This window comes from Desulfovibrio sp. MES5 (assembly GCF_002237645.1).
Taxonomy (GTDB): Bacteria; Desulfobacterota; Desulfovibrionia; order Desulfovibrionales; family Desulfovibrionaceae; genus Desulfovibrio.
In genome coordinates, this window is sequence record NZ_MJUZ01000051.1 from 69,738 (window position 1) to 94,558 (window position 24,821).

The window sequence follows — 24,821 nt, forward strand, 5'->3', positions numbered from 1 at the left end:
CCAAACCGTAAGATCATCTTTGAAAATCAACATATCCAATCACCCGGGTCCACTCACCTGGGCGGACAACCCTAAAGGGCTTGAGCATGCGTATACAATATAGCTATCGACTCGTCGAAAAAGAATTTCATGAACCTTGGCGAATGTCTGTAGAAAAAGCGGTTGAACCCGCTCTCAAGCCGCTGATCGAAAAGCGCTCCGAAGATTCGGTACGTCTTCAAATCGTCCTCGAACGCGCGAAAAAAGGATCTCGCTTAACGGCCAGTGGCCACATGCACTTGCCGGGCAAAAAAATCGTCAGCGTCACTGCATCGCATAACGATCTGACGCCTCTCGCGCACATGCTAGCGCAGGCGTTGTTCCGGCAGGCCAAGAAGCACTTTGATCGGCTGAGCGCTCAGGATCAAATCAAGCGTAAGGCGCGTCGTGAACGCTTGCGCGAGCTCAAGGCGCGGATCGACACTCAACCTGCCTCTGTCGTCCAGCAAGCACGCGGGATAATCGAGACGCTGCTGCCGAAGGTTGAGGCCGTTGCGCAACGCGAGTTGGCTTATCTGCATGCCGCCGGTGATTTGCCTCGCGATTATCCGACGCTGCACGACGTGGTGGACGAAGCGATTGCTCTGGCTGAATCGGTATGGACATCCGTTCCAGAAGAAAATGCCGCTTACCTCGATCTTTTGAAGCATCTTTTTGCCGTCATTGATCGCGAAGTGGCAAACAGCCGGCAATATGGCGAGGCCGTTTCGCTGGATGCGCCGGTCGAAGCGGATGCGCAGGACATGGCGGAGGCCATGGTAGAGGAAGAGTTCTACGAGTTTTATCAGCCTGATGACGCACTCAGCCTGGCCGACGTCATGGCTGATAGTCGGCTTCCCGACCCAGCAGCAATCGCCGAACAGGAGGAAATTGGTGACAGATCGAGCGAATTCGCATTTGCATTCGACCTGATGAAGGGTATGCCGCACTTGTGGCGCCGCATTTTTCTGCTTATCCGGGTGGATGGGCTGGATGCAGGCTGCGCTGCTGAAATCCTGCGGATGCCTAATAAGATAGATGCTGTCAGAGCGGGGCTCATTCAAGCCGAAGCCTTCATTGCGGCTCACGTGGAAGATGCCGGCGTGAGCGAAGACGGGAACGATTGGATCAAAGGCGTAAATTGGTCGGCGATGTCGGTGATCCGAAGCGAGGCAACCTCACCGCAGTCCAAGGAAGCGAACCATGAAAAATGAACTCCACATCGTCTGCCCACATTGCCAGTCCATCAACAGCGTGCCGGCCGCCAAGCTCGCGGATCGTCCCAACTGCGGCCGCTGCCAGCAGCCCTTGTTCACCGGCGAGCCCATCGAGTTGACCACGGCGACGTTCTCGCGCCACGTGGAGCGCAGCGATCTGCCGCTGCTGGTCGATTTCTGGGCGCCCTGGTGCGGGCCGTGCAAGATGATGGCGCCGCAGTTTCAACAAGCCGCGCGCCAGCTCGAACCCGGGATCAGGCTGGCAAAGGTGAACACCGAGGCTGAGCCCCACCTGGCCGCGCAGTTCGGTATCCGCAGCATTCCGACGCTCGCCCTGTTCCAGGGCGGACGTGAGATCGCACGCCAGACAGGCGCCATGGGCGCGCAGGACATCGTGCGCTGGGCATCTGCACATGTGGGACGCTGACCGATGCAGGATTTGCTCGGCACTACCCTGATCCTGCTGGCGGCGTGCAGCCTGGCGGCGGTGGCGACGGCGGCGTTCAGAGTACCCGCCTTGCTGGGTTACCTCGCCGCCGGCGCCTTACTGGGCCCCTCAGTCACCGGCGTGATCGCGCCGGGAGAAGCGCTTGATTTTCTGTCCGAGCTGGGAGTGGCGCTACTGCTGTTCATGGTCGGACTGGAATTCTCCCTCGGGCACTTTTGGCTCACTCGCAAGACCGTACTGGTGGCTGGCAGTTTGCAGATGGTCGTTGTGGCCGCACCTCTGACCCTGATGCTGATGGGGTTGGGGCAGCCAGCTCAGAGCGCTGCGCTGCTCGGCGCTGCGGCGGCCATGTCTTCCACGGCGCTGGTCAGCCGGCAGTTGGCCGACCAGGGTGAACTCACCACACGCCATGGCCGCAGCGCCATCGCCGTGCTGGTCTTTCAGGATCTGGCCAGCGTGCCCCTGTTGGCCTTGCTGGCGATCTGGGCGCGCGGCGAGTCGCCGAAGGTCGAGAGCATGCTGCTCGAAGTGTTGGGCGTGCTGGTGTTGTTCGCAGCAGCGGCGGTTGCTTCGCGCCGTCTGTTGCATGGCCTGCTGGGCTGGGTGGCTCGCCAAGGTCATGAGGAAGCGTTCATGCTCGCCTCCCTGTGTGTGGTCGTGGCCGCGGCCGCCGCTGCGCACGCCGTCGGCGTATCCGCCGCCCTGGGCGCGTTTCTGGCCGGCATGGTGCTGGGCGAGAGCGACGTCCGGCACCACATGGAAAACCACCTCAAACCGTTTCGCGATGTGTTGTCGGGGGTGTTCTTCGTGACTGTCGGCCTGCAGCTGGACGGAGCACAGATTCTTTCGGCACCGCTGACGGTGTTGGCGTGGCTGGCAGTGCTGGTACCGGTCAAGATCGGGCTCAACACCCTGGCCTTGCGGGCGACGCGCCTGTCCGCCCTCGATGCCTGGCGCACGGGCATAGCGTTGGGGCATGGCGGCGAGTTCGCCCTGCTGTTGTTGGGCATGGTCTTGCAGCAGCATCTGATTCCCCCGACCGTCGTACAACCCATGCTGGTTGCGCTGGTGCTCAGCATGGCCTTGGCACCGCTACTGATCCGCCATCACGATGTACTTGCCCGGTTCTTGAGCCGCACCGGTGGCGTCATTCAGCCACCCCAGGCTGAAGAAGTCGAGATCGCCGCGCAGACGGCGCGATATCGAGACCATGTCATCGTTTGCGGCGCGGGCGAGCTTGGCCTGACAGTCAGCGAGATTCTTCGCCACGCCGGCGTGGCGCATCTGCTGCTGGAGGCGGACGCGCAGAAGGTCGAGGCCGCGCGTGCCGCCGGCGCGCCGGTGTTCCATGGCGATGCCAGTCGGCCCGATACCTTGCTGGCTGCCGGCTTGACGCATGCGCACATGGTGGTGCTGACGTTCGCCCATGCCCAGCAAGCGTTGCGCATCGCCCAGGCGATTGCCGAGCGCCGTCCGGCGCTGACCTTGTGGGTGTCATGCAGAAGTACGACCGCGGCCGATGCATTTCGCGCCATGCCCAACGTGCGTGTGTACCAGCAATCCTTTGCCGCAGGCCTTGGGCTGGCAGAACAGGTGATGTCGACGCTTGGCATGTCGACCGAGCTGATTGAAGGACACATCAGCGCAATGCGCCGCCGTCTCGACAGCAGCCGTTTTCCAGGGAGTTCATCGTCATGAAATCAACACGCCTTAACCCATTTCAGGTCTTCCGTGACCAATGGGCCATCATGAGTTTATACGAGCGCTTCGAGCAGGTCGTCGCCTTCGTTCTGTCGGCGGTAATTGCCGTCATCATCGTGGTGTCGCTGTTCCAGCTCATCGCCATCGTCTTCACGCTGCTGGTCCTCGATGCCTTCAATCCCCTGGATCACAAGGTATTCCAGAGTGTGTTCGGCATGATCATGACGCTCTTGATCGCGATGGAGTTCAAGCATTCCATTGTTCGCGTGGCGCTGCGTCGGGACAGCATCATCCAGGTCAAGACCGTGATCCTCATCGGCCTGATCGCGCTGGCGCGCAAGTTCGTGATCCTGACCCCGAGGCGAGCCCCGCAAAGATAGCCGCGCTGGCAGGCGCCACGCTGGCTCTGGGTGCGACCTACTGGCTGCTGCGCAAGCGCGGCGACCGCGCCGCCGAGACCTCTGAGTGACCCTCCCCCCGAAAAGTATGCCATTGAAAAGTTAGTGTTCCTGGCATAGGAGCACAAGAATGAAACGTAGCAGATTCACCGAAGAACAGATTATTGGGATATTGCGGCAAGCCGAGGCTGGCGTTCGCGTTGTCGATCTTTGCCGTCAGCATGGCATTTCGGATGCGACCTTTTACAAATGGCGCAGCAAGTTCGGTGGGATGAACATCTCTGACGCCAAGCGTTTGCGCCAGTTGGAGGAAGAGAACGCCCGGCTGAAAAGACTTGTGGGCGAACAAGCGCTTGATATCGTCGTCCTGAAGGACGTGATCTCAAAAAACTTTTGAGGCCCGCAGCCAACAGGGAAGCCGTGCATCACATTCAGACTGCGCATGGCTACTCAGAGCGGCGGGCTTGCCGAGTGATTCAGTTTAATCGCTGTTCAGCCAGACGGCCACCATCTGAGGACCGTGATCTTCTTTTGCGGACTCGGATGCTGGAACTGGCAAATGACAGGCGGCGTTTCGGTTCTCCGCGCTTGCACGAATTATTGCGTCGGGAAGAGCTGGTGCAGAACCATAAGCGGACAGAAAGGATTTACCAGGAAGAAAACCTTTCACTGCGTACCCGCAAGCGAGTGAAGCGTCCAAGCCATGCCCGTATTGTCCAGGCTGGCCCTGCTGGCCCAGATGAACAATGGGCGATGGATTTCGTAAGCGACTCCCTTATGGGTGGGCGACGCATCCGGATTTTGACAATTGCCGATCTGTGGGATCGTTCAAGCCCCGCACTCGAAGTGGATATGTCGTTGCCTGGAGTACGAGTTGTGCGCGTCCTTGAAAGACTACGCCTTCAAGGTCGGTTGCCACAGCGAATCAAGGTTGATAACGTACTACCTACTAAGTCAACTCACTGCGTCAGGCAAAAGTATCCAGTAGGTGCTTTTTGAGCACCCTCTGAGTGCAAAAAACATCTGTCCGGCGGTGCTCGCTCTGCTTGGGATACCTGCTTACCATAGTGACATAGGTCCGTGACGGCCCAACAAAACTTAACAGAGCATGTGTAACCCGGCGAGCAGGCCCGAGCATTATCTACGAGATCTCAGTCAGGGTATTTGTCCCGAAAGAGTCCAACGGCCCATTGAGCAGGTCCTGCCGCCAGGAATTTCGATGTCATGATATCCTCGGTAGTCCATTGCGTTTTTTATCAAGGAATGAGCTACTCTGGCTACCTTGATTGCAATGGCGCAATATGCCTTACGTTTCAAGTCTGCATTATTTCTGTCCTGAGCGATGTAAGTTTCGTATTTACGACGAAATGAATTTTCACGTTGCCTGATTGCCACAGTTGCGGCGAGCCAAAATGCATATCTCAATCTTGCATTACCCCTCTTGCTGATGCGATAGCGGCTTTTGGATTGACCGCTTTGGCTTCCAGAGAGATTAAATCCACAAAAAGAAAGATACTGCCGATGATGAGCAAACCGCCGCAGGTCTCCACTCTCAGCCAATATTATTAGTGCCAGAATCGGACCGATTCCTGGAATTGTTTGTAGACGGTGATAGTCGGGATTGTTTGTAAGTATCCCAATTGACAGTTTCTCTAGGTCGTTACGTTGGGCCGTGAGCTGTAAATGCCGCTGCAACTGGATACGAAACCCATACAGCTCCGGACAGTTTTCCATAATCGGCAACCCAACGCTTTTTTGAGCCAGCTCGTAAACTTCCTCAAGAAACCTCTCCTTCGCCACCTTCCGACCAACTAAATTCCAAGCCTGCGTTAGAAAATCTTCTTTGGAAATACTGGTGATACATAACGGTGTTGGAAATTTTTCCAAAAAGCGACAAAACCATTCGGTCCGACTGCTGTGAAAGTATTTTTCAAACTCCGGGAAGAACAACGGCAAATAATGATTAATCAGGCTATGCTGACAGCGCGTCCTGGCCAAGCCTATTTGGTGATATGTATTTGAAATCTCCTGTAAATGCATGAAACCTTGTAGCAATGGATCATGAAAAGGTTCGCTTACGCCCTGTTCCAGCAGGTACAGAATTACTTTTGCGTCTTTACGGTCATTTTTATCCCACGAATTGAATAACGCCTCCCGCACCCTGGAACATGCAAGCGACGAGACCAGATGTACATCTACTCCATGCTGTAACAGCCAGTTCGCTATGCAGCGGTGATAGTCAGCTGTCGGCTCTAAAGCCGCACGGACAGGGACGCCTTGGCTTTTAAGAAGCGCGGTCAGTTTTGCAAAGTCTTCAAATGAATTCGCCACCCGGTATCCTTTCTGGTGACCATCAGGCCACAGGATAAGGACTTCATGGCTGTGCTTCGCCACATCGATGGCTACCAAAATCAGTTCATTTTTGTTATTTTGACGTGAGGTCATCGTTGTCATTCTCCTTTTGGATATGGTGATATCGTTAAGGATACTGATGACGACGGTGACCTGCTACTTAATGTTCCGGTGGTACTATGGGCCGGAATTTAGCGGTAAGGCCCTGGATACATGGGCTTTTGAGCATGGTGTGCAGATTGAGTTCTCTCGTCCGGGGAAGCCCACAGATAATGGGCACATTGAAAGCTTTAACGGAAAATTCCGGGATGAGTGTTTAAATCAGAACGTGTTTCTGTCCCTGCACGATGCCCGCAGGACAGTTGAAGCCTGGCGGCAGGATTACAACCAGCAGCGACCGCACAGCTCATTGGGCTGGCTGACGCCGGAAGAGTTCCGTGAAAAGAATATAACCTGCAACCCAGTGGGAACCACTAACTTACAAGTGGTATGCGCAGTGGGGTAAGGTCAAGCTGGCTGGCCTCATTTGCTGTCATCTCAGCAAATTCTTTACTGAAGTGTATAGAACAAAGTGCTTCAGCGTCTAGGTCCTGCCGCTCCGCGAGGTCATAGGCATAGCAAAGTTGCTTGTCAGAAGCAGGCTGATTGGCACTGCGTGGGGTAAAACCGTACATAATCACCTCAAATTTGTCATAATAGTTGAAACTTTTTCCGAATATACGCCATGGCTGAGGCGCGGGTGTAGCCAATCTTTGATCCTGCTCGTACGCGCTCTGCGGGACCTTTGTGCAAAGCGTCTTCGTTGGACAGCGTTTTTGCTGAGATCAACCCTCCTGTAGCCTTCGCTAGCTCTGCTCTTGAGACCACGGGCGGCAATTCCTGTTCAATGGATCTAAAAAATGCTTCTGTGCCGATGCCATGGTTTATTAGTCTTTCAGAACGCTCAAAATTGCGTTGCCAGTATTGTTGCATGTATTCTCCTGCCTGTTGGGCTGATAAGGGTTGGTGTGGGAATGCATACAATAAGCAGATAATAAAATAAAAAAAGGGTGTTGCCATTAAAGCAACACCCTCAAATATTTCGAGTGAAACAGTTAATTCTCTTCGGATTTGCCTTTCTGATAGGCAGAGACTTCATCCAGTAGAGCTCGTATCTCCTTTTCAATGCCGTCTCTAAAACGTGCATCCGTTATCTTTTCTACATCTTTCTTGATTCTATCGCGCAACTTTTGGATGTGACCTTTGAAAGCGGTCAATCTGCGGTCTATTTTTGGAATCTTATTTGTCGGTTGGGCAGTAGGCTTCTGCCCTGCGTCATCAGAACTAGAATCTAGCGGTTTTTTTGCTGCTTCCTTCTTTTCTATGGCCTCTAGCATCTTTTTGAATTCAGCTTGCTGCTTATCATCTTTCAATTTTGAAAGTTTAAGCAGCTTATTGCGCGACCAAAGGGGACTCGTAATAGCCGCTTCTTGTATGCCAGATGGGAGACTATTGAGCTTGAGTATCTCAGAGATGGTACTTTCTGCCTTGCCCAATTGAACTGCAACGTCTTGTTGAGCTAAACCAGATGCATTGATGATGTCTTGGATAGCTCGTGCTTCTTCCATGGGCAGGAGAGAGTTGCGCTGCAAATTCTCGGTCAGAGCAATTACCCTGTAATTTCCAGATACCAACTGAGCTGGCAATTCTTCAAGACCAAGTTCTAATGCCGCCTTGTATCTGCGCTCACCCGAGACTATTACTTTTTTATCGCCATCAACCCGGTATAGAATCGGAGTAATAATTCCATTAGCACTAATAGAGCCTTTCAACTCTTCAAGTTGCTGTTTATCAAAATAGCGCCGGGGCTGATTACTATCAGGCAATATCTCTGATATCTTGAGCATCTCGATCTTTGAGCTAACACCCACAGGGTTCTGTGGGACAGATTGAGCACTTGTCGACACCTTGGGCGGATCAATAGACACAGCAACACCTCGTATTTTTTGACTATTTCACACTTCGGAACTCCGAAGTCACCAAAACAACCAATAAAGTCTGCGAGCAGGCCTTTTCATTAGCGTAGGGATGATTGACAAAAAAAGTCAACACAAACCAGGACCCCGATGTCCTGCGAACATAAAGGCTTATTCGAGAGGTCTCGAGGATGCCACTACCTCCGCATCTCGCGTCATCATTTTCGAGGAATCCTTGTGCATGAGGATACCCTTGATCCTTTGGGGTTGAATTCCTTGGTGCGGACTTTAGCCAAATAGCTACCAGCAAAGATTACATCATTGATCTGATCTTCGGCCTCAGGTGAATTGCGCTCTATGAGCTTGCCTTTGGCTCCATTGCTCCCAGAAAAATTAACCAATCCCTCATAGCTTTCATTGGGAGTGTTATTTGCGTTTTGCAGTTTGTTTTTGACTGCCCTACTCACAGCTTCTTTAACGGAATAGCCGTTTTGAATTGCATTGCCGTTGACAAACGCATTTACATGAAAGTGTGGCTTGTCATCTGGCGAGGTCCTTTCTGTAGTCCAGACCCAGTGCACATCGGGATCATTTTTCCCATCTTTTGATTTTGAGTTTAGAGTACGTGTTGCACTTTCAATAATCCTGGTCATGTCCTTACTGTCGAGTGTATAGTCAATCTCTTGTCCATTGTTCCCGATACGACCAGTTGCTGTGTTCTGAATATCAAGGCGTACTGACAACACCCTTGAGTGCTCTGCTGTCATGTGTTCAACCGTGCCTATGATCTGGTCTAATGTTTTTATATGACAATGGAGGTTACCATCTTGACCATTGTTAATTGTGTAGCCTCTGTATTTATTCCTAGAAGTGGTGTCTTTTGCCATGACCATCTCCCTTGGCTTACTTTTACTCTGTCATAGTTATTACTTTTATGGCTAATAAACATACCACTGGCAATAAACATCGTGTTTATAATTTATTCTACAGAATGCACGTATCATTTGTAGCAAATAGCTTTTTTATGATTATTATTAAGACACTACTAAAACCGGGATAGCCAAATACGCACTACACGGAGTATGAATAATCTTACTTCTAAAAGTTGCTGACCATTTACACATAGTATATTTGCGATAAAGTTCTACTTCAAATAAAATACAAAAGATAAAGAAATAAACAGAGTCTCTCAAAAACATTTCAAATCATTTGCCACGGATTCATAGATACATGACTCTAACTATACGTTACCCATTGCCATTAAACATAATGACAGAGTTTATGGTAAATTTGAGTAACTAAGTACATGAAATGGCGCCAGGAAGCACTCCCTGACGCCTGTATGAGCCATAAAAACATGTACTTAGAGCCATTTTTTTCCATAAACTCTTTCATTATCGCTCTTGGCTATATCTTTCAAATGCATCAAGATGAAGAACAAATTTTGGATTTTTTGAACCATCATCATGAAAGAGTATCCAATTACACGCCTCCAGAAGTTTTAAAGCATTAGTAGCAGCTACAGCGCTCAGCCCTAGGCGGCTTCTTATGTTTTCGACATCCCAGACTTGTCCGATCTTGTGCCTTTTGTCTTCCCGTCGTGATAAGATGTTATCTAAAATTTGCTTAGCAATAGGATAGGCGGGCAATCCCCTTGGGTCATGTGCAAATTGAAAATGATTTATAAGATTTCTGGCAACACTAATCCCTATGCTCATTTCGTAAGCATTAATGCTTGCTTCGTGTGGAATGTCGTGGAGTAAGGCATGGAAGGCACATGCGAATCTCACAGCTAAGCCATGCATCTTTTTTAAGCTCGCAGTAACCGAACCGTGCATGTCTTGTATAATATCAAATTTAATCTCCTCTTCAAAATCTTGGATTAACTTTGACGCATCAGCTTCGACATTTATTACATACCGTTGCGGTGACGAATTTTGCGTGTAGTACATACTAAGCAATCGTATCATAACAGCATCATAAAGCTTAATTGATTTGAACATAGATGGAACACGCTCGTGATGCTCATGAAGAAAGAAAGGGCTGATCCGTGGGGTCAAACCGATGTCATTAAGATGTTTATTGCCATAAACCTCTGCTGCAACGCTATACTGCGACGCCAGCAGCATAGGAAGTGCGGGTTGCTTCAGGTGTATTTGATCCCTGCCCAAGCGAGTATAAGGTTCTTGGGTATAACCACGCAAAATAATATCTAAATTTGCGTTTGGACTGAGCACGAGATCCCGAAAGACACTAGGTTCAGGACTAACTACCCCAATACACCCCCCATTATCCCTTACACACTCTAGCAAAGCTACCGGTGTGCCAGAATCTATTACAACTTTCGGGGCTGGCCTGCACATTTCCGCCGTTTTTTCTCTGAGCTCAGCGCTTTGAAGAGCTAATTCTTTGGAAGATTCCAGCATCTTGTCGACAATATACATTGGATTTTCTCCGACAAGCTCCTTAACAGTATTTCGAGTGATTTTCCCCTCGAAACAACTTAGATGTTTATTGCTGATACGGCGGATTTCATTGGCCATCATCAATTCTCTTTCCGATGGAGCCTTACTTTTTTCAAAACATTCAAATGGTTTATATAGTATACTAAAGAAACCGCTCTTACGAGCACCTGAGTCACCAATCATCACGGACATAATGGGTGAAGGTTCAACCCAGCCTTCTCTTACAAAAACTGACACCGCTCCCCTTAATGCAATGCTTGCGCATGTAAGCAATGCAGTTACAGCTGCATCTGGCGGCACATGTAGATCAGAGTGGCTAATGTATGTCACACAAGAATAAATTTCGTTTGGAATTGATAAATTATGAGAGAGACGCCCAGGCAAGCTTGATAAAGAGAATGGGTGACACTTAGCACTAAATTCATATTGGCAATCCTTGAGATAATTTTGAAGTTCAAAATTGTCCTTATTGCTCTGAAATCGCTCAAGCTCCTCATACGCATGATTTGCCATGGTTATCTCCTGCAGCCACGGCAATGCCTTTCTTCCTGTGGACATATATTTCTCCTTATATATTCGAGCTCGAGTGGCAATTTCTTGCCACTCGCTGCTCAAATAAATTATTTGTATTCCATAACGATGATCTTTCCATTCTGAACATCCGGCTCAACACGAAGATACTCAGAATTGGCTATGCCAAACTTGTTCATGACTTTTTTTAGTTCCTGAGGTGTATTTATAACTTCGTATTTTTGTGACACCTCGCACAGTTGCCCTTCCATTTGTAGAGAAAAATAGATTTTTATTAGAAAATCCTTGCGAAGGTTATATTTATGCATTACTGCGGCGAATGGCACACCAGCATTATGGTCCTCTGCTATTTTTGTTTTTAACTCTTCCATTTGTTGAGCGGTACGCCGACTTCGCTTAACTCCCACGCAATTATTGCCGGTTTTTTCGCATGCACGGGTGACCTGTGCATTGCTACTAATCTCATTGAAATCGCTTACCCCTATATCGTTGGGAGATGACATTACATCCGGAGAAGAGCTTCCATTTACGAGACTGCAGATATCAAGCATAATAGTCACCTTTTTTTAGATATTGACTGATACTACTGATAAACAGTGCATATTCAGCCCATCAATATTTTAAATTAATCAATAATTCCTACGAAAACTAACTAGCATTAGTTCATTTTACTAACATTTCACCCTCATTTACTTCAAAGTTTGATCCCATACCCCAAATAGACAATCGCACTCCTGCGGCCCTCTCTTAGGAGCAAAATTAACGCACACGACTGCGAAGCCAAGCTATGAATGCGGTTCTTTCGTAGCCAGCATATTTGCCAATCCTAATTTTTCCACTTGGCCCTTGCCCCTTTGAATCCAAATTGGCCAACCCGCCAGGCGTAATCAACGTCCCGCAATATTTGGGCACGTCACGGCGCGCAAAGATCGGTGGAAGCGCGCCCTCAAGTTCCTTCCAAAAATTTTCTACTGCTTTTTCTCCCATCGAAATTACCTCCTCATAATCGCCCAATACGATCAAAATTTATGATGCAGAGCGCTACTTGCTCTTGCGGCTAACATATAGCCTGTAAAAAATTTGTCTACAACTTAATGATATTATTGATTAATCTTAAAAAAATACTATTCAAAATTCAAAAATTCAGAAAGCTAACAGGCTACAATTATTCAATTTTTAAAATGACTATTCTTAATTTTTTCTTAAATTTTTTTTGTATTTTTTGCGGCGAGTGTGTGTTCAGGGGCGAGCAAAAAAAAAGCCGTCGGCATCCGACGGCTTTTTGGCAACTTTTTTGAAAAGGGGTCATTCTGATTGAGGTAACACGCCTTCTAAGCTTAATGCTGCTCTTTGAAGCGTATCAGGAGCAAGATGACTATACCTCTCGGTCATTTCCAACGTGCTATGTCCCATTAGCTTAGCAACGGTATAAAGAGGCGTACCCTTTTGCACCAACCATGAAGCAAACGTATGGCGAAGGCTGTGAAAGACTACTCTCTGGCGGGAGTCAGAAATTTCAATAGGAACTTGTGTTCCATCGGCTAGAGGTCGTAATTCTCCTGAGTTGTTGAGGCCTAAGTCTCGTACTGTACGTTCAAACGTATCTGAGACCCATTTACGCACAAGACCATCCTTACCAGGAAAGACATACTGTAGTTTTCTTTCTGATTCAGGAAGTCTACCTATCAGCATTCTGCGCACTTCTTCGCCCATAAATGCGTGACGATTTTTATTATTTTTTGTGTCTCTTATATAAATGGTGCCGTTAATAAAATCGATATCAGACCACGTAAGAGCATGCACTTCCCCAGCACGTAGACCGCAAAAAAGAGAAAGCAGCGCCATATCGTGCATATCAAGAGAACGACCACGCAGTGCGCTCAGCAATGCACATGCCTCATCAGGCGTAAGGAAACGCATTCGTCGATTGTCTTTCTTGGGAAGCTTTACCCGTTTCGTTGGAGAATTCCCAGAAACGAGACCTCGAGATGCGGCATGATTCCAGACCTGTGAAATGATTCCAAGGATTTTGGCCATAGTGGCTGGGCTTTTACCTTGTTCTGTGGCCTTCAATATGACATCTTCCACCATGTTAGTCGTGATTTTCTGTAAAGAAATCGATCCGATAATGGGGAAAATCCACTTACCAGCCATACTTTTTTCAAAGGCAATGGTTCTGGGATGTTTTCCAACGCACGAAGGCAAGTAATCGGAATCCCAAAATTCAGCTAGCGTGATATGGGTGCGGTGAGCAGCCTGTGCTTCAAGTTCTTCGGCTTGGCGGGCTTCGTTTTCCATCTGTCGCATGTCAGCCAAGGACTGTGGTCGCTTACCAGTTTTGATATTGTTTTTGATGATGGCGAGTAGCCCCGCCGCAGTGGCTGCGGATACTTTTTCAGAGGCCCAACCAACCCCTTCTTCCTTATCTTTGCCATTAAGTTTGTAGCGGATAAAAAAATAACGATCCGGTTTGATTCCATTTTTACGAGTTTTACTGTCTCTATACCTAACCCCAGGATGATTACTCTTAGTGGCCTCAGCCATATTTAAGATCCTACCTGTCTAAATTTTAGCCCCGCTATAGCCCCGCTTTCTTATTTCAAATGTCATGCGGAGTGGTGATGAGTGATGAAAAATTTACTAGCAAGACACTTGTTATAGCAAGACATTATTGTTAAATTTATGATGAACGATTACACATCATGAAGTATCTCAAAGTTATAATTTTATCCTTGGTAAGGATGAGGTCAGCAGTTCAATCCTGCTCAAGGGCTCCACGAAATCGCCGAGGCTTACGAAAAATCTTCGTAAGCCTCTTTTTTTGTGGCTCGCGCCCAAGAAAGAAGCCGCATCCCCTTGCGGGAACACGGCCTTTTCTCCTGGCGAAAAGCGCTGTATGTCAGCGGCCTCCGGCCCTTTATGCTCGGTTTGTGCAATCAGCGGCTGGTGGCCTGAGAGGCCTTTTCAAAGTCTTCCAGACTGCCCTTGCCCAACAGGCGGGCAAGGCAGGAATACCGCTCCATCGCAGTATTACGGCCCTCACGTCGGGCGCGCTCCAGATCCTGCGCGTACAGTTCCAGAGTGGCGGGCGATAGGGTTTCCAGTTCACAACGCAGATAATTTTTAAAGGCCGCACTGCCGTCAGAGACTATGACATGAGGATATCTGGCGGAAGCCTCGCGCATGAAGGCGGCTTCAGCATCGGCAATTGCGTCAAGCAGGGGGCTGTCTTTCAGCGGCGGCAGGCGGTTATCCATGCGGGCGTATTTTTCAATCATGACATTGCGCCCCACGGCTTCAGCATGGCGCAGGTCTTCCAGATACGAGGCAAGCGTGGCCCGGCTCAGGGGCTCGTGCGCCATGCGCCGCATGAGCCTGAAACTGTCGGGCCTCTGCTGGCACGAGGCGGGGCCGCCCTCATTGGGCGTAGCCAGAAACATGACAAGCTCTCTTTCAATGATCTCGGCCAGCAGAGCCGCGCGGTCATCCGGCTCAGCCAGGCCGACCGGCTCCCCGGTTTGTCCTGCCCCAATCTGCCCTGTCCCGACTTGCTCCGGCACAATCTGCCCTGCCCCGATCTGGCCAGCTCCGACTTGCTCCGGCGCGGTCTGCCCTGGCAGGGCACGGCGGCACAGATCAAGATTTTTCCTGTAGCTTTCTGCCTCCGGGCCAGAGCCCTTGCCCAGGCGGGCATAGCAGGCCACGGCGGCCTCCAGCGTGCTGACAGCCTCATCCCACTGACCGGCAGAAGCCAGCGCCACTCCCAGGTTGCCCAATGAAAAAGCCGTGTCTTCGTGGTCGCCCAAAATACTCTGCCGCAGGGCCACAGCCTGCCGGTGCAGGGCAATGCCCTGATCCGTCAGGCCACGCTCCTCATAGAGACGCCCGAGATTGTTCAGGCACGTTCCCAGCTGCTGATCGGGCACGCCTGACGCGCGGGCAAGCTCTTCCCATATGCCCTTGGCCTGCAAAAGGAGCTCTTCGGCGGTATGCCAATCCTTTTTGCGGTAATACGCCGCAGAAAGATGCAAAAGCGCGCTGGCCACGCGCGGCGACCTCTCGCCAAAAGCCGCTTTGCAGGCCTTGACGGCTTCCTGGCCCAAGGCAGCGCTTCCTTCCATATCCCCCAGCTCCAGCCGAAGGTGGGCCAGATTCTGCATAACGCCCAGGGTCAGAGGCGAAGACGGCCCGGCGGCTGTGCCCAGCAGGGCAAGGCTTTCTTCAAGGGCCGCCAAGGCTTCGCCCCCTTGCCGTTGCGCAAACAGGGCACGGGCCATGGCTTCCAATACCATGCCCCTGTGCAGGGGCGAATTTTCGCAGGAGCGCAGCAGGGTGCGCAGCTTGGCAGTGCTGTCTTCAGGGCGGCCTTGCGCCAGAAGCTCCAGTGCGGCCTGCAACTCTTCATTCCAATGCCTGTTGCCATCCATGCTTGTCTCCTTGTACGGCCTTTCATCATGAAAAGGCCTGCCTGGCGGATAAATTCATTCGCCCTGCAAATAACGGCACGACCACCCACTGCTGCCCCGCCGCCAGAATCCGTGAGACGCCCGTGGTGACGGACGAAGCGGCCCGCCGTGGTACCGAGCACTTGCGGCTATCCAGTCGGCTATGGCAATAACGAGGGGTTCCGTTAGTTCGGCCAGTTCAGCCCGTTCGGCCAATTTGACCAGTCCCTTGCACGGCTCTGTGACGTCTATAGGTCAGATGCACTCTGAAATGTTTCGCATTTCAATTTGTCATCCTGCCGGAAAATACGATTTTCAGATGGATTTACACCATGTTGCGCCACGTTGCGACGCGCCGCACTCTCGCGCAGCGTCAGAGCGAGTGCCCCTTTCCAAAGGGAAAAATGCTCCAGCTTACCACGCAAATCTGACAGAAGCTTCGCTGCTGTCCTGCCTATCCCTGCAACATATCCATGCGCCGCAATTCCGGTTCCTGCACATGGCGCATAAGCTGCGGGCCATGCGTCCACAGCCAGTCGCCGGTGTCCTGGCTCAGTCCCTCGCGGCGCAAGTGACTGGCCACCTGCGCGCACAGGCTTTCCACCAAGTGCGCGGCCTCCATATTTTCACTGCCGCACAGGGGCTGCGCGGCCAGGGCCGTCAGCACGCGCGCGGTCTCCGCGCCAAGCACGGGCAAAGAGGCCGCAAGACGGCCCGCCCATTTGTAAAATGGCATATGACGCCCATTGCACAGATAAACCAGTGAGAGCGCAGCCTCCGCAAAGCGGGCCGCGCACAGCATGGCGGCAAGCCCGTCGCCGCGCGCAAGACACCGGGGAAGATTGTATTGCCCCGCCTGCGCCATGACCATACAGCGGGCCGCCATCTTTTTCAGCCGCACATCACGTGGGCAGCCCCCCTGCAATACAGTGCGCCACCGCGTGAACTCGCCCGCGCCGTCCTCGAACACCTCGCCATTGGTGCAGGCCGCCAACTGGTATTCAGGGATGGCAAACCACTCCTGCCATGTGCCGGGAAGGTGCGGCAGGCCGGTGAAAAATCCGTAAAAATCCTCCAGAGCCAACGGCCCCACCCGGCCAATACGGCGCTCAGGCGCAAGCCTGCTTTCAAACCCCTCAAAGCTATGGGGCAGCAAGGCAATGGCCGCCTCAATACGGGCTGCATTGCGGCGCAGTTCTTCGCGTGGCAGCCACAGGCAGAAAGCGGGGCCGAAATCGTGATCGCGCGAAGCCTCGTCATCACAACCAAAGCATTCAGACCCTTCGCCCACAAGGCCCACGGCGGCATTGGGCATGACGTCGGGCAGTTCCCGCCACAGGATGGGGCGGCAGACTTCATAAAAGGCTCTGGCCAGTGCAAGTCCCTGCATGGCTATTCTCCGGTTATGAAACGGCGTGCAGCAGGCACGCCGTAGGTTGTTGCGCTGTGACCGCTTCAGTCTTTGGACATATTACCACTGAGAACATATTTTCCGGCGTTGTTGCCCCGCCCGCTTCCAGATTAGTCAGGACAAACAGGCTTTCAAGCGCCGTGCTGTCTCAAGGACGCGGCCTCTGGCCCCTCATGCCAAAGAACATTTTACACTGACCCAGAATAAAAATTTTAGGGGGTGGGGGCGTGGGACCCTTTTGCAAAAGGATCCCTCCCCCACAAAGCTATTCCTGCTCCAGAGGCCTGCGCACACTGCCGGGACGGCTGACCTTTGCGATAACCTCGGTAACGAACAGGTCTTCATGGCTGGTGGTCCAAAAATCCGTGACATAGCGTTCGTAGGCGCTTTTATCGCAAATATAGTTATTGGCGGCGCACCAGCGCTGGATTTTCCTGTACGTGTCCCTGATGGTTTCATGCGGGCCGATATGGTAACAGCTGGCGGCCAGAAAACCGCCAAAATCTCTGGTCTGATTCTGCTGGCAAGGGAAAATGGTTTTCTGCAACACCTGCATCTTCTGCTCCACGTCCCTTATGCGGTCGTCGATGGAAGAAAAGTAGATGATGACAGGCCCGGTGATGCTGTTTTCCACTGACTCGACATAGTTGGTAAATTCAAGATTGATGATGGCTGACTTGATGTCCAGAGTAAAAATCTGCTCATGAAAAAGCAGTTTATCGGGCTGCACATACTTCACCGACACGCTCTGGAGGCTGTTTTCAAGCACCATTTCCGCCTCATGCAGCAGCTCGAGCCAGTCACGAACAGAAGTAAGCCGTTCGTGCAGCACTTTTTCTTCTTCATGAAGGGCCCCGATCTTGTCCATGAACATTTCACGCAGAGCGGTAAGCGACGTATTGCTGCCCACCTCGAAAGCCGCGCGAATCTCTCCCAGATGAAAGCCCATCTGCTTGTAATACTTCAGGGGCGGCACGGCGAGCAGGTCTTCCTGCGTATAATAGCGGTAGTTGTTGGTTCCGTGTCTTTTGGATGAAATAAGCCCAAGATCGTCATAAAAGCGCAAGGCTTTTTTGGATATCTTGGAAATCTCGCTCATCTGGCTGATGGTATAGCCGCGTTTGGTCATGGCATCACCCGAAACTTCCTGTGATAGGCATGGTGGAAAGGCCTGATTCATAACAGCGTGACGCAGGGAGGGTAGGAACAAGCCAACTGCAGATGGCCAGCGTGGAGCGACGCCTGCCGAAGCAGAAGACAGGGCGGAGAGGCTGTACTCACGTAAAATTCGCCTGTCTCGGGAGGAGGCAAACCCTCCCCCGAAGACATGCGTGCTGTTTACTCAGGTATATAACGATTTATGGTCGCGATGCTTTCGGCATTGGCCCGAAAGTACATGCGCACTTCGTTGTTTTCATCCAGGTCATAGCGCGACTCTTCAACAAGCCCGTTGGCCTGCGCCGTCATAAGGGCGTTGAGGATGTCAGGCTTGGTAAAGGCCCGAAAAGAGCTGTACTGCCCCTTAAGCGCATCCATCACGTCCTCAGTGCAGGCTTCACTGACCGTTGTCATATATTTAAGGATAGCATAGTTCAATGGCTTCATGACGATCTATCCCTTCTTTTTAAAATATTCCAGCGGGTTAACCGCAATGATAAAGATGCCGAACACCATGATCACAGCGGCCAGCCAGGCGATGGGCGCCAGGGCAAAGCCGTCCTGGCCAAACCACAGGCCAAGCACGATCCAGCAGAAAAATGGCCCCCAGAAAGAAAACGCGCCATTGCAGGCCATGCCCAGGGCCGTGCCGCACATGGCGTTGCCCTTGTACCACAGCATGAATCCAAACCATGCGCCAAGGCCGGCAACGAGGAACCACGGCATGGCAGTGGTGTCAGTAAAGGCCGTGGTGATCATCGTAAAGGCGCTGTCGCCGCCGAAGAAGGCGAACAGGGGCACCAGCACGCAAAGGTTGGTGAGGCCGGAAGTAACCTGACGGATGGTGATGCCGATTTCAGGATCGATCATGGACGTGGCGTACCCGCCAACGCACCCTTCAAGTCCCCAGCCGAAAGCGGCCAGAAAACCGAAAGCCAATCCCAGAAAAAGATCCGGCGGCGCGTCTTCGGCAAGACCAGTGCTGCCGATAAGCGCGCTGGCCCCGAAGCAGATGAAGATGCCAAGCAGGGTTCGCGGCGTGAGGGGCTGCTTGAAGAGAAAACGGCTCAAAATGGTGCCGATGGCCGGGCAAAGGGCGCTGATGGGCACAATGATGGAGCCAGCGCTCTTAAGACCCAGCACATAGCACGTGCTGGCCAGAGGGCCGCCGATGACGGCCGCGCCAATAAGGATAAGCCCGGGTTTGCTTTTCACGCAGCGGAAAAAGTCGCCCATCTTGCCCCTGAAGGTGGCGATGAGGACAGCCCAGAGTGCGCTGCATGTGTCCGTGGTGGCAGCGCCTAGAGCGCCCAGCACAAACAGGGTTGAAAACTCAGAAAGCCCCGACTCCCCCCCGTACCAGACAGACCAGACGCCCATGGTCATGGCCAGGGTCATAAAGGCCGTGTACGTGCCGTAGGTCATCCCCGACATGATTGCCGTGAAAATGCCGCGCCGCCTGAAACTGCTGACCAGTTTGTCCTTGGCGGCCTCCGCTGCGGGGATGTCGCCCAGATCGGATACGGCGACAGGTTTTGCCGTGTGCTCCATGGCATAACTCCTTCTCTCGCAAAAGGATGGTGTAAAATGACGAAGGGGGTGCCCTTGCCCCGGCAAAGACCGCCTCGCCTGCCTTGGCACAGCATAAGTTTACCCTGAACGGGAAGGTCAATAGGATTTACAAATTTTGCCCTCATAAAGTGCATTTTTTCTGACGCCGATGTCGCATTTTTTCTTTATATATACAAACTTATTATTTTGATATGCAACACTATAAATAAAATCGCCTGTAAATTCAGCCTCTAATTTTGACTGTTTAATCAGTCTGTTCCAGACTTTCCGCTTTTTTCCTCCCCCGCCAAAAATCTTTTTACATGAAAAAATGAAAAGGGCTTGACTTTGCCCTACAGGGGAAAGCTTACAACTTAAACAAGCACTATTTTCACTGCCGTCAAGAGTGGCTTGCGGCATAAATACGAATCGCACGGAGCATGTATGCAGTATGCAGGTGAAGAGGCCATGGGCCTCATTGAGACGCTGGGCATGGTGCCCGCCATCTATGGCGCGGATTACATGCTCAAAGCCGCGAACGTGGATCTTCTGGCCTACGAAAACGTCGGTTCCACCCTTGTGACCATTATGGTGAGAGGCGATGTAGCGGCCGTGCAGGCGTCCGTGGCCGCCGGGGCCGCTGCCGCCGCCAGCGTGGGCAAGCTCACGGCGCAGAACGTCATGCCGCGTCCCGTGCGCGGCGTGGGCAGCATAGCCATGGCCCACGCCCTTGATTCCGTGTCTGAAGATGATCCCGGCCTGCGCTCGCTGGGCATGATCGAAACCTTCGGCATCATCTATCTTATGGAAGCGGCCGACGCCATGATCAAAACCGCCGACGTGGAACTCATCGGCTATGAAAACGTGGCCTCCGGCTACTGCTCGGCCCTGGTGCAGGGCGATGTGGCGGCTTGCAAGTCCGCCGTGGAAGCCGGGGTCAAGGCCGTAAAAAATATGGGCGCAGATGTGTACAGCTCATGCGTCATTCCCACGCCCCACCGCCACCTGGTCAGACTGGTGCGGCGGTACGCCCTGGCCTAGCTGGCCACAACTACGGAGCCAAAAGCATGATCGGCGACAAGGACCTCATTTCCATACAGCAGGCGCGGATTCTGGCTGAAAACGCCGCCGAGGCGCGCAAAAAGCTGGCCGCCATGCCGCAGGAAAGACTGGATGCCGCAGTGGAGGCCATGGCCGACGCGGTGGAATCCCACGCCCAGTCCCTCGCCGTCATGAGCCATGAAGAAAGCGACTGCGGCCGCTGGCAGGACAAAATGGTCAAAAACCTCTTTGTCTGTCGCCGCGTGCGCCAGAGCCTGCGCGGCATGCGCTGCGTGGGACGCCTCAACGATCCGGGGCAGGAAGGCGTGTTCGATGTGGGCGTTCCCCTGGGCGTCATTGTGGCTCTTTGCCCCGTGACCAGCCCCGTGTCCACCGCAGTATACACTGTACTGCTGGCCATCAAGTCCGGCAACGCCGTCATACTTTCCCTGCATCCCCGCGCCGTGGACTGCATGCGCCGCGCCCTCGACATCATGATAGCCGCCGGATTGGCCCAGGGCCTGCCCGAAGGGGCTGTCTCCTACCTCGACATCGTGGCCAAAAGCGGCACTGAAGAGCTTATGCGTCATCCCGAAGTGGCCCTGGTCATGGTTACGGGCGTGCTCGGCATGTTCGAGGCCGCCAGGGCGAGCGGCAAGCCGCTCATCTACGGCGGCACGGGCAACGGCCCTGCCTTCATCGAGCGCAGCGCGGACATCCCCGCCGCCGTCAGGCACATCATTGCCAGCAAGACCTTCGACAACGGGCTGGCCCCCTCGGCGGAGCAGTGCGTCATTGTGGACGGCTGCATTGAACGTCAGGTGCGCCGCGCGTTTCAGGACAATGGCGCGTACTTCATGAGCGACGACGAAGCCCATGCGCTCTGCCGCGTGCTCTTTTATGAGGACGGCCGCCGCCACCGCCACATGGTGGGCCAGTCGGCCGAAGCCCTGGCCGCCAAGGCCGGCTTCGCCATTCCCGCCGCAACAAAAGTGCTCATGGCCGAGCGCAAGTATGTCGCAGGGCGCGACCCCTACATCAGGGAACTGCTTTCGCCCGTGCTTGGCTACTATGTGGAGCCGGACTGGATGCACGCCTGTGAAAAATGCGTGGAACTGCTGCTGCAGGAACGCCACGCCCAGACGTTGTCCATCCACAGCCGCGATGAAGAGGTCATCAGCCAGTTCGCCCTCAAAAAACCCGTGGCGCGCCTGCTGGTGAACACAGGGGCGGCCTTTGGCGGCATGGGAATGACAACAAATCTCACGCCAGCCATGACCCAGGGCAGTGGTCTGGCGGGCTACGGCATCACCTCGGACAATATTTCGCCAATGAATCTCATTTACCGCAGAAAAATAGGCTATGGCGTGCGCGATCTCGCCCCCCTGGCGGATCTTGCCGCCCAGTCCGCCCCCGACCGGGGCGCGACCAGCAACGAGCAGAACTATGATCTGCTCAGGCGTGTGCTGCGCGAAGCTCTGGGCGCTCTGCCCCAGGCCCGGTAGCCCGGGTCAAAGCCAGATGCCCAAGGCCATTCCGACCGCACAATATGGAGGATACAACGTGGATCTTCATGATTTTTCAAGTAAAATAGCCGAAGTAACAAAGAGTCTTTCGCCCCAGGAGCGTGAGCAGCTGCGCAAGATTTTCGCCACTGCCACCCTGCCCTCGCACAGCACTGCCTCCACTGCGGTTCAGGCTGCTCCCGCCGCCCAGTCCGGCCCTGGCGTGCCTGAAGGCCCCACCCAGCGCCACGTGCTGCTGAAAGAAAATTATCTCAAGCAGGTGCCGCGCATCACCATTCACCGCGCGCGCACCATCACCAAGATTGACAGTGAAAACCCCGGCATGCCGCGTATTCTGCTGCGTGCAACGGCTTTTCGCCATTGCTGCGAAAACGCGCCCCTGGTCATTCAGGATCATGAACTCATCGTGGGCGCTCCCAACGGCGCTCCCCGCGCCGGGGCTTTTTCGCCCGACATTTCCTGGCGCTGGCTGCGGGACGAGATGGACACCATCGCCAACCGCCCCCAGGACCCCTTCCATATTGCTGAAGAAGACAAAAAAATCCTGCGTGAAGAAATCTTCCCCTACTGGGAAGGCAAGTCCGTGGACGAATACTGCGAAGCCCAGTACCGCGAAGCCGGCCTGTGGGAACTTTCGGGCGAATCCTATGTGTCCGACTGCTCCTACCACGCCCTCAACGGCGGCGGCGACTCCAACCCCGGCTACGACGTCATCCTGATGAAAAAGGGCATGCTGGACATTCAGCGCGAAGCCCGCGAACACCTGGAGCATCTGGACTACGAACGCCCCGAGGATATCGACAAGATTTACTTCTACAAGTCGGTCATTGAAACCACCGAAGGCGTGATGATTTACGCCCGGCGCATGTCCGAATACGCCGCCCATCTGGCCGCCCGCGAAAATGATCCCAAGCGCAAGGCCGAACTGCTCAAGATTTCAGAAGTCAACGCCCGCGTGCCCGCCCACGCCCCCAGCACCTTCTGGGAAGCCATCCAGTCCGTATGGACCGTGGAGTCCCTGCTGGTGGTTGAAGAAAACCAGACCGGCATGTCCATTGGCCGCGTTGACCAGTACATGTATCCCCTGTTCAAGGCCGACATTGAATCTGGCCGCATCACCCCCTACGAGGCCTTTGACCTCGCGGGCTGCATGCTCATCAAGATGTCCGAAATGATGTGGCTGACCAGCGAAGGCAGCTCCAAATTCTTCGCGGGCTATCAGCCCTTCGTCAACATGTGCGTGGGTGGCGTCACCCGCGAAGGGCGCGACGCCACTAACGAGCTGACCTTCCTGCTCATGGATGCGGTGCGCCACGTTCGTATCTACCAGCCTTCGCTGGCCACCCGCGTACATAACTCCTCGCCGCAGGACTATCTGAAAAAAATCGTTTCCGTCATCCGCTCCGGCATGGGCTTTCCCGCCGTGCACTTTGACGACACCCATATAAAGATGATGCTCGCCAAGGGCGTCAGCATGGAAGACGCCCGCGACTACTGCCTCATGGGCTGCGTGGAACCGCAAAAAGCCGGGCGTCTGTACCAGTGGACCTCCACCGCCTACACCCAGTGGCCCATCTGCATCGAACTTGTGCTCAACCACGGCGTGCCCCTCTGGTACGGCAAACAGGTCTGCCCCGACCTTGGCGACCTGAGCCAGTTCGACACCTATGAAAAGTTCGACGCCGCCGTCAAGGAACAGATCAAGTACATCACCAAGTGGTCCAGCGTTGCCACGGTCATTTCCCAGCGCGTGCACCGCGACCTGGCGCCCAAGCCGCTCATGTCCATCATGTACGAAGGCTGCATGGAAAAAGGCCTTGATGTGGCCTCCGGCGGCGCCATGTACAACTTTGGCCCCGGCGTGATCTGGAGCGGTCTTGCCACCTATGCGGACTCTATGGCCGCCATCAAGAAGCTTGTGTACGACGACAAAAAGTACACCCTGCAACAGATGAACGAGGCCCTCAAGGCCAACTTCGAGGGCTACGACGCCATGTTGGCCGACTGCCTGGCCGCGCCCAAGTACGGCAACGACGATGACTATGCCGACAGCATCGCTGCCGACCTCGTCGCCTTTACCGAGCGCGAGCACCGCAAGTACAAGACGCTCTATTCCGTCCTGAGCCACGGCACGCTCTCCATTTCCAACAACACGCCCTTTGGTCAGCTGCTGGGCGCTTCGGCCAACGGCCGCAAGGCCTGGCTGCCGCTTTCCGACGGCATCAGCCCCACCCAGGGCGCGGACTACAAGGGCCCCACGGCCATCATCAAGAGCGTGTCCAAGATGTCCAACGACAACATGAACATCGGCATGGTGCACAACTTCAAGCTCCTCCCGGGCCTGCTGGACACCCCCGAAGGCGAACAGGGCATCATCACCCTTATCCGCTCGGCCAGCATCCTCGGCAACGGCGAAATGCAGTTCAACTACCTGGACAACAAGACCATGCTTGAAGCCCAGAAGAGCCCCAAGGACTACCGCGACCTTGTGGTGCGCGTCGCCGGGTACAGCGCCTTCTTTGTGGAGCTGTGCAAGGACGTGCAGGACGAAATCATCAGCAGAACAGTACTGCGCCACTTTTAGAATCTGGCGCAGGCCGCGCC

The 24,821-nt window shown here is 53.4% G+C and carries 22 protein-coding genes and 3 pseudogenes; 11 read left to right on the plus strand and 14 right to left on the minus strand.

Features of this window, described 5'->3' with window-relative positions:
* Positions 1-86 precede the first annotated feature (86 nt).
* From BCS36_RS13485 to BCS36_RS13510, 6 genes and pseudogenes are all read left to right on the plus strand, one after another.
* On the plus strand, positions 87-1,232 hold the full coding sequence (locus tag BCS36_RS13485) for a hypothetical protein (protein WP_029611654.1): 1,146 nt from the start codon (positions 87-89) through the stop codon (positions 1,230-1,232).
* Entirely contained in the window at positions 1,222-1,662 is a 441-nt protein-coding gene (trx-GI, locus tag BCS36_RS13490; RefSeq protein WP_291303367.1) for a heat resistance system thioredoxin Trx-GI, read from the plus strand. Before BCS36_RS13485 ends, trx-GI begins: the two co-directional genes overlap by 11 nt.
* A gap of 3 nt (positions 1,663-1,665) precedes the next feature.
* Complete coding sequence (gene kefB-GI, locus BCS36_RS13495) at positions 1,666-3,381, plus strand: heat resistance system K+/H+ antiporter KefB-GI (protein ID WP_291303368.1); 1,716 nt, start codon at positions 1,666-1,668, stop codon at positions 3,379-3,381.
* Positions 3,378-3,853 (plus strand): annotated as a pseudogene (psiE-GI, locus tag BCS36_RS13500) (heat resistance protein PsiE-GI). The gene kefB-GI and the pseudogene psiE-GI overlap by 4 nt, the downstream one beginning before the upstream one ends.
* Before the next feature lie 59 nt (positions 3,854-3,912).
* Complete coding sequence (locus BCS36_RS13505) at positions 3,913-4,179, plus strand: transposase (RefSeq protein WP_022657345.1); 267 nt, start codon at positions 3,913-3,915, stop codon at positions 4,177-4,179.
* Between the two features lie 74 nt (positions 4,180-4,253).
* The gene (locus BCS36_RS13510) at positions 4,254-4,781 is read left to right on the plus strand and encodes an IS3 family transposase (protein ID WP_291303369.1); all 528 of its coding nucleotides are present in this window, start codon (positions 4,254-4,256) and stop codon (positions 4,779-4,781) included.
* 156 nt (positions 4,782-4,937) lie between these two features.
* On the opposite strand, the gene BCS36_RS13515 is transcribed toward BCS36_RS13510, so the two are convergent.
* Positions 4,938-6,227: an IS110 family transposase gene (locus BCS36_RS13515; RefSeq protein WP_291303370.1), complete on the minus strand. Its 1,290-nt coding sequence runs from the start codon at positions 6,225-6,227 to the stop codon at positions 4,938-4,940.
* A gap of 88 nt (positions 6,228-6,315) precedes the next feature.
* On the opposite strand from BCS36_RS13515, the pseudogene BCS36_RS13520 reads away from it, so the two are divergent.
* A pseudogene (locus BCS36_RS13520) lies at positions 6,316-6,639 on the plus strand (integrase core domain-containing protein); the annotation flags it as partial.
* A gap of 185 nt (positions 6,640-6,824) precedes the next feature.
* Here BCS36_RS13520 and BCS36_RS13525 read toward each other — a convergent pair.
* From BCS36_RS13525 to BCS36_RS13585, 13 genes are all read right to left on the minus strand, one after another.
* Positions 6,825-7,106 (minus strand): hypothetical protein, encoded by a 282-nt coding sequence (locus tag BCS36_RS13525; RefSeq protein ID WP_291303371.1) that lies wholly within the window; start codon positions 7,104-7,106, stop codon positions 6,825-6,827.
* Positions 7,107-7,228: 122 nt separating this feature from the next.
* Positions 7,229-8,101: a ParB/RepB/Spo0J family partition protein gene (locus BCS36_RS13530; RefSeq protein WP_291303372.1), complete on the minus strand. Its 873-nt coding sequence runs from the start codon at positions 8,099-8,101 to the stop codon at positions 7,229-7,231.
* Between the two features lie 206 nt (positions 8,102-8,307).
* Positions 8,308-8,976: an inovirus-type Gp2 protein gene (locus BCS36_RS13535; protein ID WP_291303373.1), complete on the minus strand. Its 669-nt coding sequence runs from the start codon at positions 8,974-8,976 to the stop codon at positions 8,308-8,310.
* Positions 8,977-9,483: 507 nt separating this feature from the next.
* Positions 9,484-11,112: a DUF3987 domain-containing protein gene (locus BCS36_RS13540; protein WP_291303374.1), complete on the minus strand. Its 1,629-nt coding sequence runs from the start codon at positions 11,110-11,112 to the stop codon at positions 9,484-9,486.
* Positions 11,113-11,174: 62 nt separating this feature from the next.
* On the minus strand, positions 11,175-11,636 hold the full coding sequence (locus BCS36_RS13545) for a hypothetical protein (protein ID WP_179979766.1): 462 nt from the start codon (positions 11,634-11,636) through the stop codon (positions 11,175-11,177).
* Positions 11,637-11,844: 208 nt separating this feature from the next.
* Complete coding sequence (locus BCS36_RS13550; RefSeq protein ID WP_179979767.1) at positions 11,845-12,072, minus strand: hypothetical protein; 228 nt, start codon at positions 12,070-12,072, stop codon at positions 11,845-11,847.
* A 318-nt stretch (positions 12,073-12,390) separates the two neighbouring features.
* Positions 12,391-13,629, minus strand: coding sequence for a site-specific integrase (locus BCS36_RS13555; protein WP_179979768.1), 1,239 nt, complete (start codon positions 13,627-13,629; stop codon positions 12,391-12,393).
* A 392-nt stretch (positions 13,630-14,021) separates the two neighbouring features.
* Positions 14,022-15,512, minus strand: coding sequence for a DUF4125 family protein (locus BCS36_RS13560; RefSeq protein ID WP_291303375.1), 1,491 nt, complete (start codon positions 15,510-15,512; stop codon positions 14,022-14,024).
* Positions 15,513-15,984: 472 nt separating this feature from the next.
* Positions 15,985-16,920: a DUF4037 domain-containing protein gene (locus BCS36_RS13565; RefSeq protein ID WP_291303376.1), complete on the minus strand. Its 936-nt coding sequence runs from the start codon at positions 16,918-16,920 to the stop codon at positions 15,985-15,987.
* Positions 16,921-17,206: 286 nt separating this feature from the next.
* Positions 17,207-18,070 (minus strand): MerR family transcriptional regulator, encoded by an 864-nt coding sequence (locus tag BCS36_RS13570; RefSeq protein WP_291303377.1) that lies wholly within the window; start codon positions 18,068-18,070, stop codon positions 17,207-17,209.
* 209 nt (positions 18,071-18,279) lie between these two features.
* The gene (locus BCS36_RS13575; RefSeq protein ID WP_291303378.1) at positions 18,280-18,513 is read right to left on the minus strand and encodes a hypothetical protein; all 234 of its coding nucleotides are present in this window, start codon (positions 18,511-18,513) and stop codon (positions 18,280-18,282) included.
* A gap of 39 nt (positions 18,514-18,552) precedes the next feature.
* Complete coding sequence (locus BCS36_RS13580; protein WP_291303379.1) at positions 18,553-19,650, minus strand: hypothetical protein; 1,098 nt, start codon at positions 19,648-19,650, stop codon at positions 18,553-18,555.
* Positions 19,651-19,767: 117 nt separating this feature from the next.
* The gene (locus tag BCS36_RS13585) at positions 19,768-20,070 is read right to left on the minus strand and encodes a hypothetical protein (protein ID WP_291303380.1); all 303 of its coding nucleotides are present in this window, start codon (positions 20,068-20,070) and stop codon (positions 19,768-19,770) included.
* A 48-nt stretch (positions 20,071-20,118) separates the two neighbouring features.
* On the opposite strand from BCS36_RS13585, the pseudogene BCS36_RS13590 reads away from it, so the two are divergent.
* The 4 genes and pseudogenes from BCS36_RS13590 to cutC all read left to right on the plus strand — a co-directional run.
* Positions 20,119-20,331, plus strand: a pseudogene (locus tag BCS36_RS13590) (BMC domain-containing protein); the annotation flags it as partial.
* Between the two features lie 36 nt (positions 20,332-20,367).
* Entirely contained in the window at positions 20,368-20,691 is a 324-nt protein-coding gene (locus BCS36_RS13595; RefSeq protein ID WP_367209512.1) for a BMC domain-containing protein, read from the plus strand.
* Positions 20,692-20,717: 26 nt separating this feature from the next.
* Positions 20,718-22,196: an aldehyde dehydrogenase family protein gene (locus BCS36_RS13600; protein ID WP_291303381.1), complete on the plus strand. Its 1,479-nt coding sequence runs from the start codon at positions 20,718-20,720 to the stop codon at positions 22,194-22,196.
* A gap of 58 nt (positions 22,197-22,254) precedes the next feature.
* Positions 22,255-24,801, plus strand: coding sequence for a choline trimethylamine-lyase (gene cutC / locus BCS36_RS13605; protein ID WP_291303382.1), 2,547 nt, complete (start codon positions 22,255-22,257; stop codon positions 24,799-24,801).
* Positions 24,802-24,821 lie beyond the last annotated feature (20 nt).

What these genes read in the sequence shown, in the direction of transcription:
- BCS36_RS13485 (WP_029611654.1), top strand. Translation starts at nt 87, where the DNA reads ATGCGTATACAATATAGCTATCGACTCGTCGAAAAAGAATTTCATGAA.
- trx-GI (WP_291303367.1), top strand. Translation starts at nt 1,222, where the DNA reads ATGAAAAATGAACTCCACATCGTCTGCCCACATTGCCAGTCCATCAAC.
- kefB-GI (WP_291303368.1), top strand. Translation starts at nt 1,666, where the DNA reads ATGCAGGATTTGCTCGGCACTACCCTGATCCTGCTGGCGGCGTGCAGC.
- BCS36_RS13505 (WP_022657345.1), top strand. Translation starts at nt 3,913, where the DNA reads ATGAAACGTAGCAGATTCACCGAAGAACAGATTATTGGGATATTGCGG.
- BCS36_RS13515 (WP_291303370.1), bottom strand. Translation starts at nt 6,227, where the DNA reads ATGACCTCACGTCAAAATAACAAAAATGAACTGATTTTGGTAGCCATC.
- BCS36_RS13525 (WP_291303371.1), bottom strand. Translation starts at nt 7,106, where the DNA reads ATGCAACAATACTGGCAACGCAATTTTGAGCGTTCTGAAAGACTAATA.
- BCS36_RS13535 (WP_291303373.1), bottom strand. Translation starts at nt 8,976, where the DNA reads ATGGCAAAAGACACCACTTCTAGGAATAAATACAGAGGCTACACAATT.
- BCS36_RS13540 (WP_291303374.1), bottom strand. Translation starts at nt 11,112, where the DNA reads ATGTCCACAGGAAGAAAGGCATTGCCGTGGCTGCAGGAGATAACCATG.
- BCS36_RS13545 (WP_179979766.1), bottom strand. Translation starts at nt 11,636, where the DNA reads ATGCTTGATATCTGCAGTCTCGTAAATGGAAGCTCTTCTCCGGATGTA.
- BCS36_RS13550 (WP_179979767.1), bottom strand. Translation starts at nt 12,072, where the DNA reads ATGGGAGAAAAAGCAGTAGAAAATTTTTGGAAGGAACTTGAGGGCGCG.
- BCS36_RS13555 (WP_179979768.1), bottom strand. Translation starts at nt 13,629, where the DNA reads ATGGCTGAGGCCACTAAGAGTAATCATCCTGGGGTTAGGTATAGAGAC.
- BCS36_RS13560 (WP_291303375.1), bottom strand. Translation starts at nt 15,512, where the DNA reads ATGGATGGCAACAGGCATTGGAATGAAGAGTTGCAGGCCGCACTGGAG.
- BCS36_RS13565 (WP_291303376.1), bottom strand. Translation starts at nt 16,920, where the DNA reads ATGCAGGGACTTGCACTGGCCAGAGCCTTTTATGAAGTCTGCCGCCCC.
- BCS36_RS13570 (WP_291303377.1), bottom strand. Translation starts at nt 18,070, where the DNA reads ATGACCAAACGCGGCTATACCATCAGCCAGATGAGCGAGATTTCCAAG.
- BCS36_RS13575 (WP_291303378.1), bottom strand. Translation starts at nt 18,513, where the DNA reads ATGACAACGGTCAGTGAAGCCTGCACTGAGGACGTGATGGATGCGCTT.
- BCS36_RS13580 (WP_291303379.1), bottom strand. Translation starts at nt 19,650, where the DNA reads ATGGAGCACACGGCAAAACCTGTCGCCGTATCCGATCTGGGCGACATC.
- BCS36_RS13585 (WP_291303380.1), bottom strand. Translation starts at nt 20,070, where the DNA reads ATGCCGCAAGCCACTCTTGACGGCAGTGAAAATAGTGCTTGTTTAAGT.
- BCS36_RS13595 (WP_367209512.1), top strand. Translation starts at nt 20,368, where the DNA reads ATGGCCCACGCCCTTGATTCCGTGTCTGAAGATGATCCCGGCCTGCGC.
- BCS36_RS13600 (WP_291303381.1), top strand. Translation starts at nt 20,718, where the DNA reads ATGATCGGCGACAAGGACCTCATTTCCATACAGCAGGCGCGGATTCTG.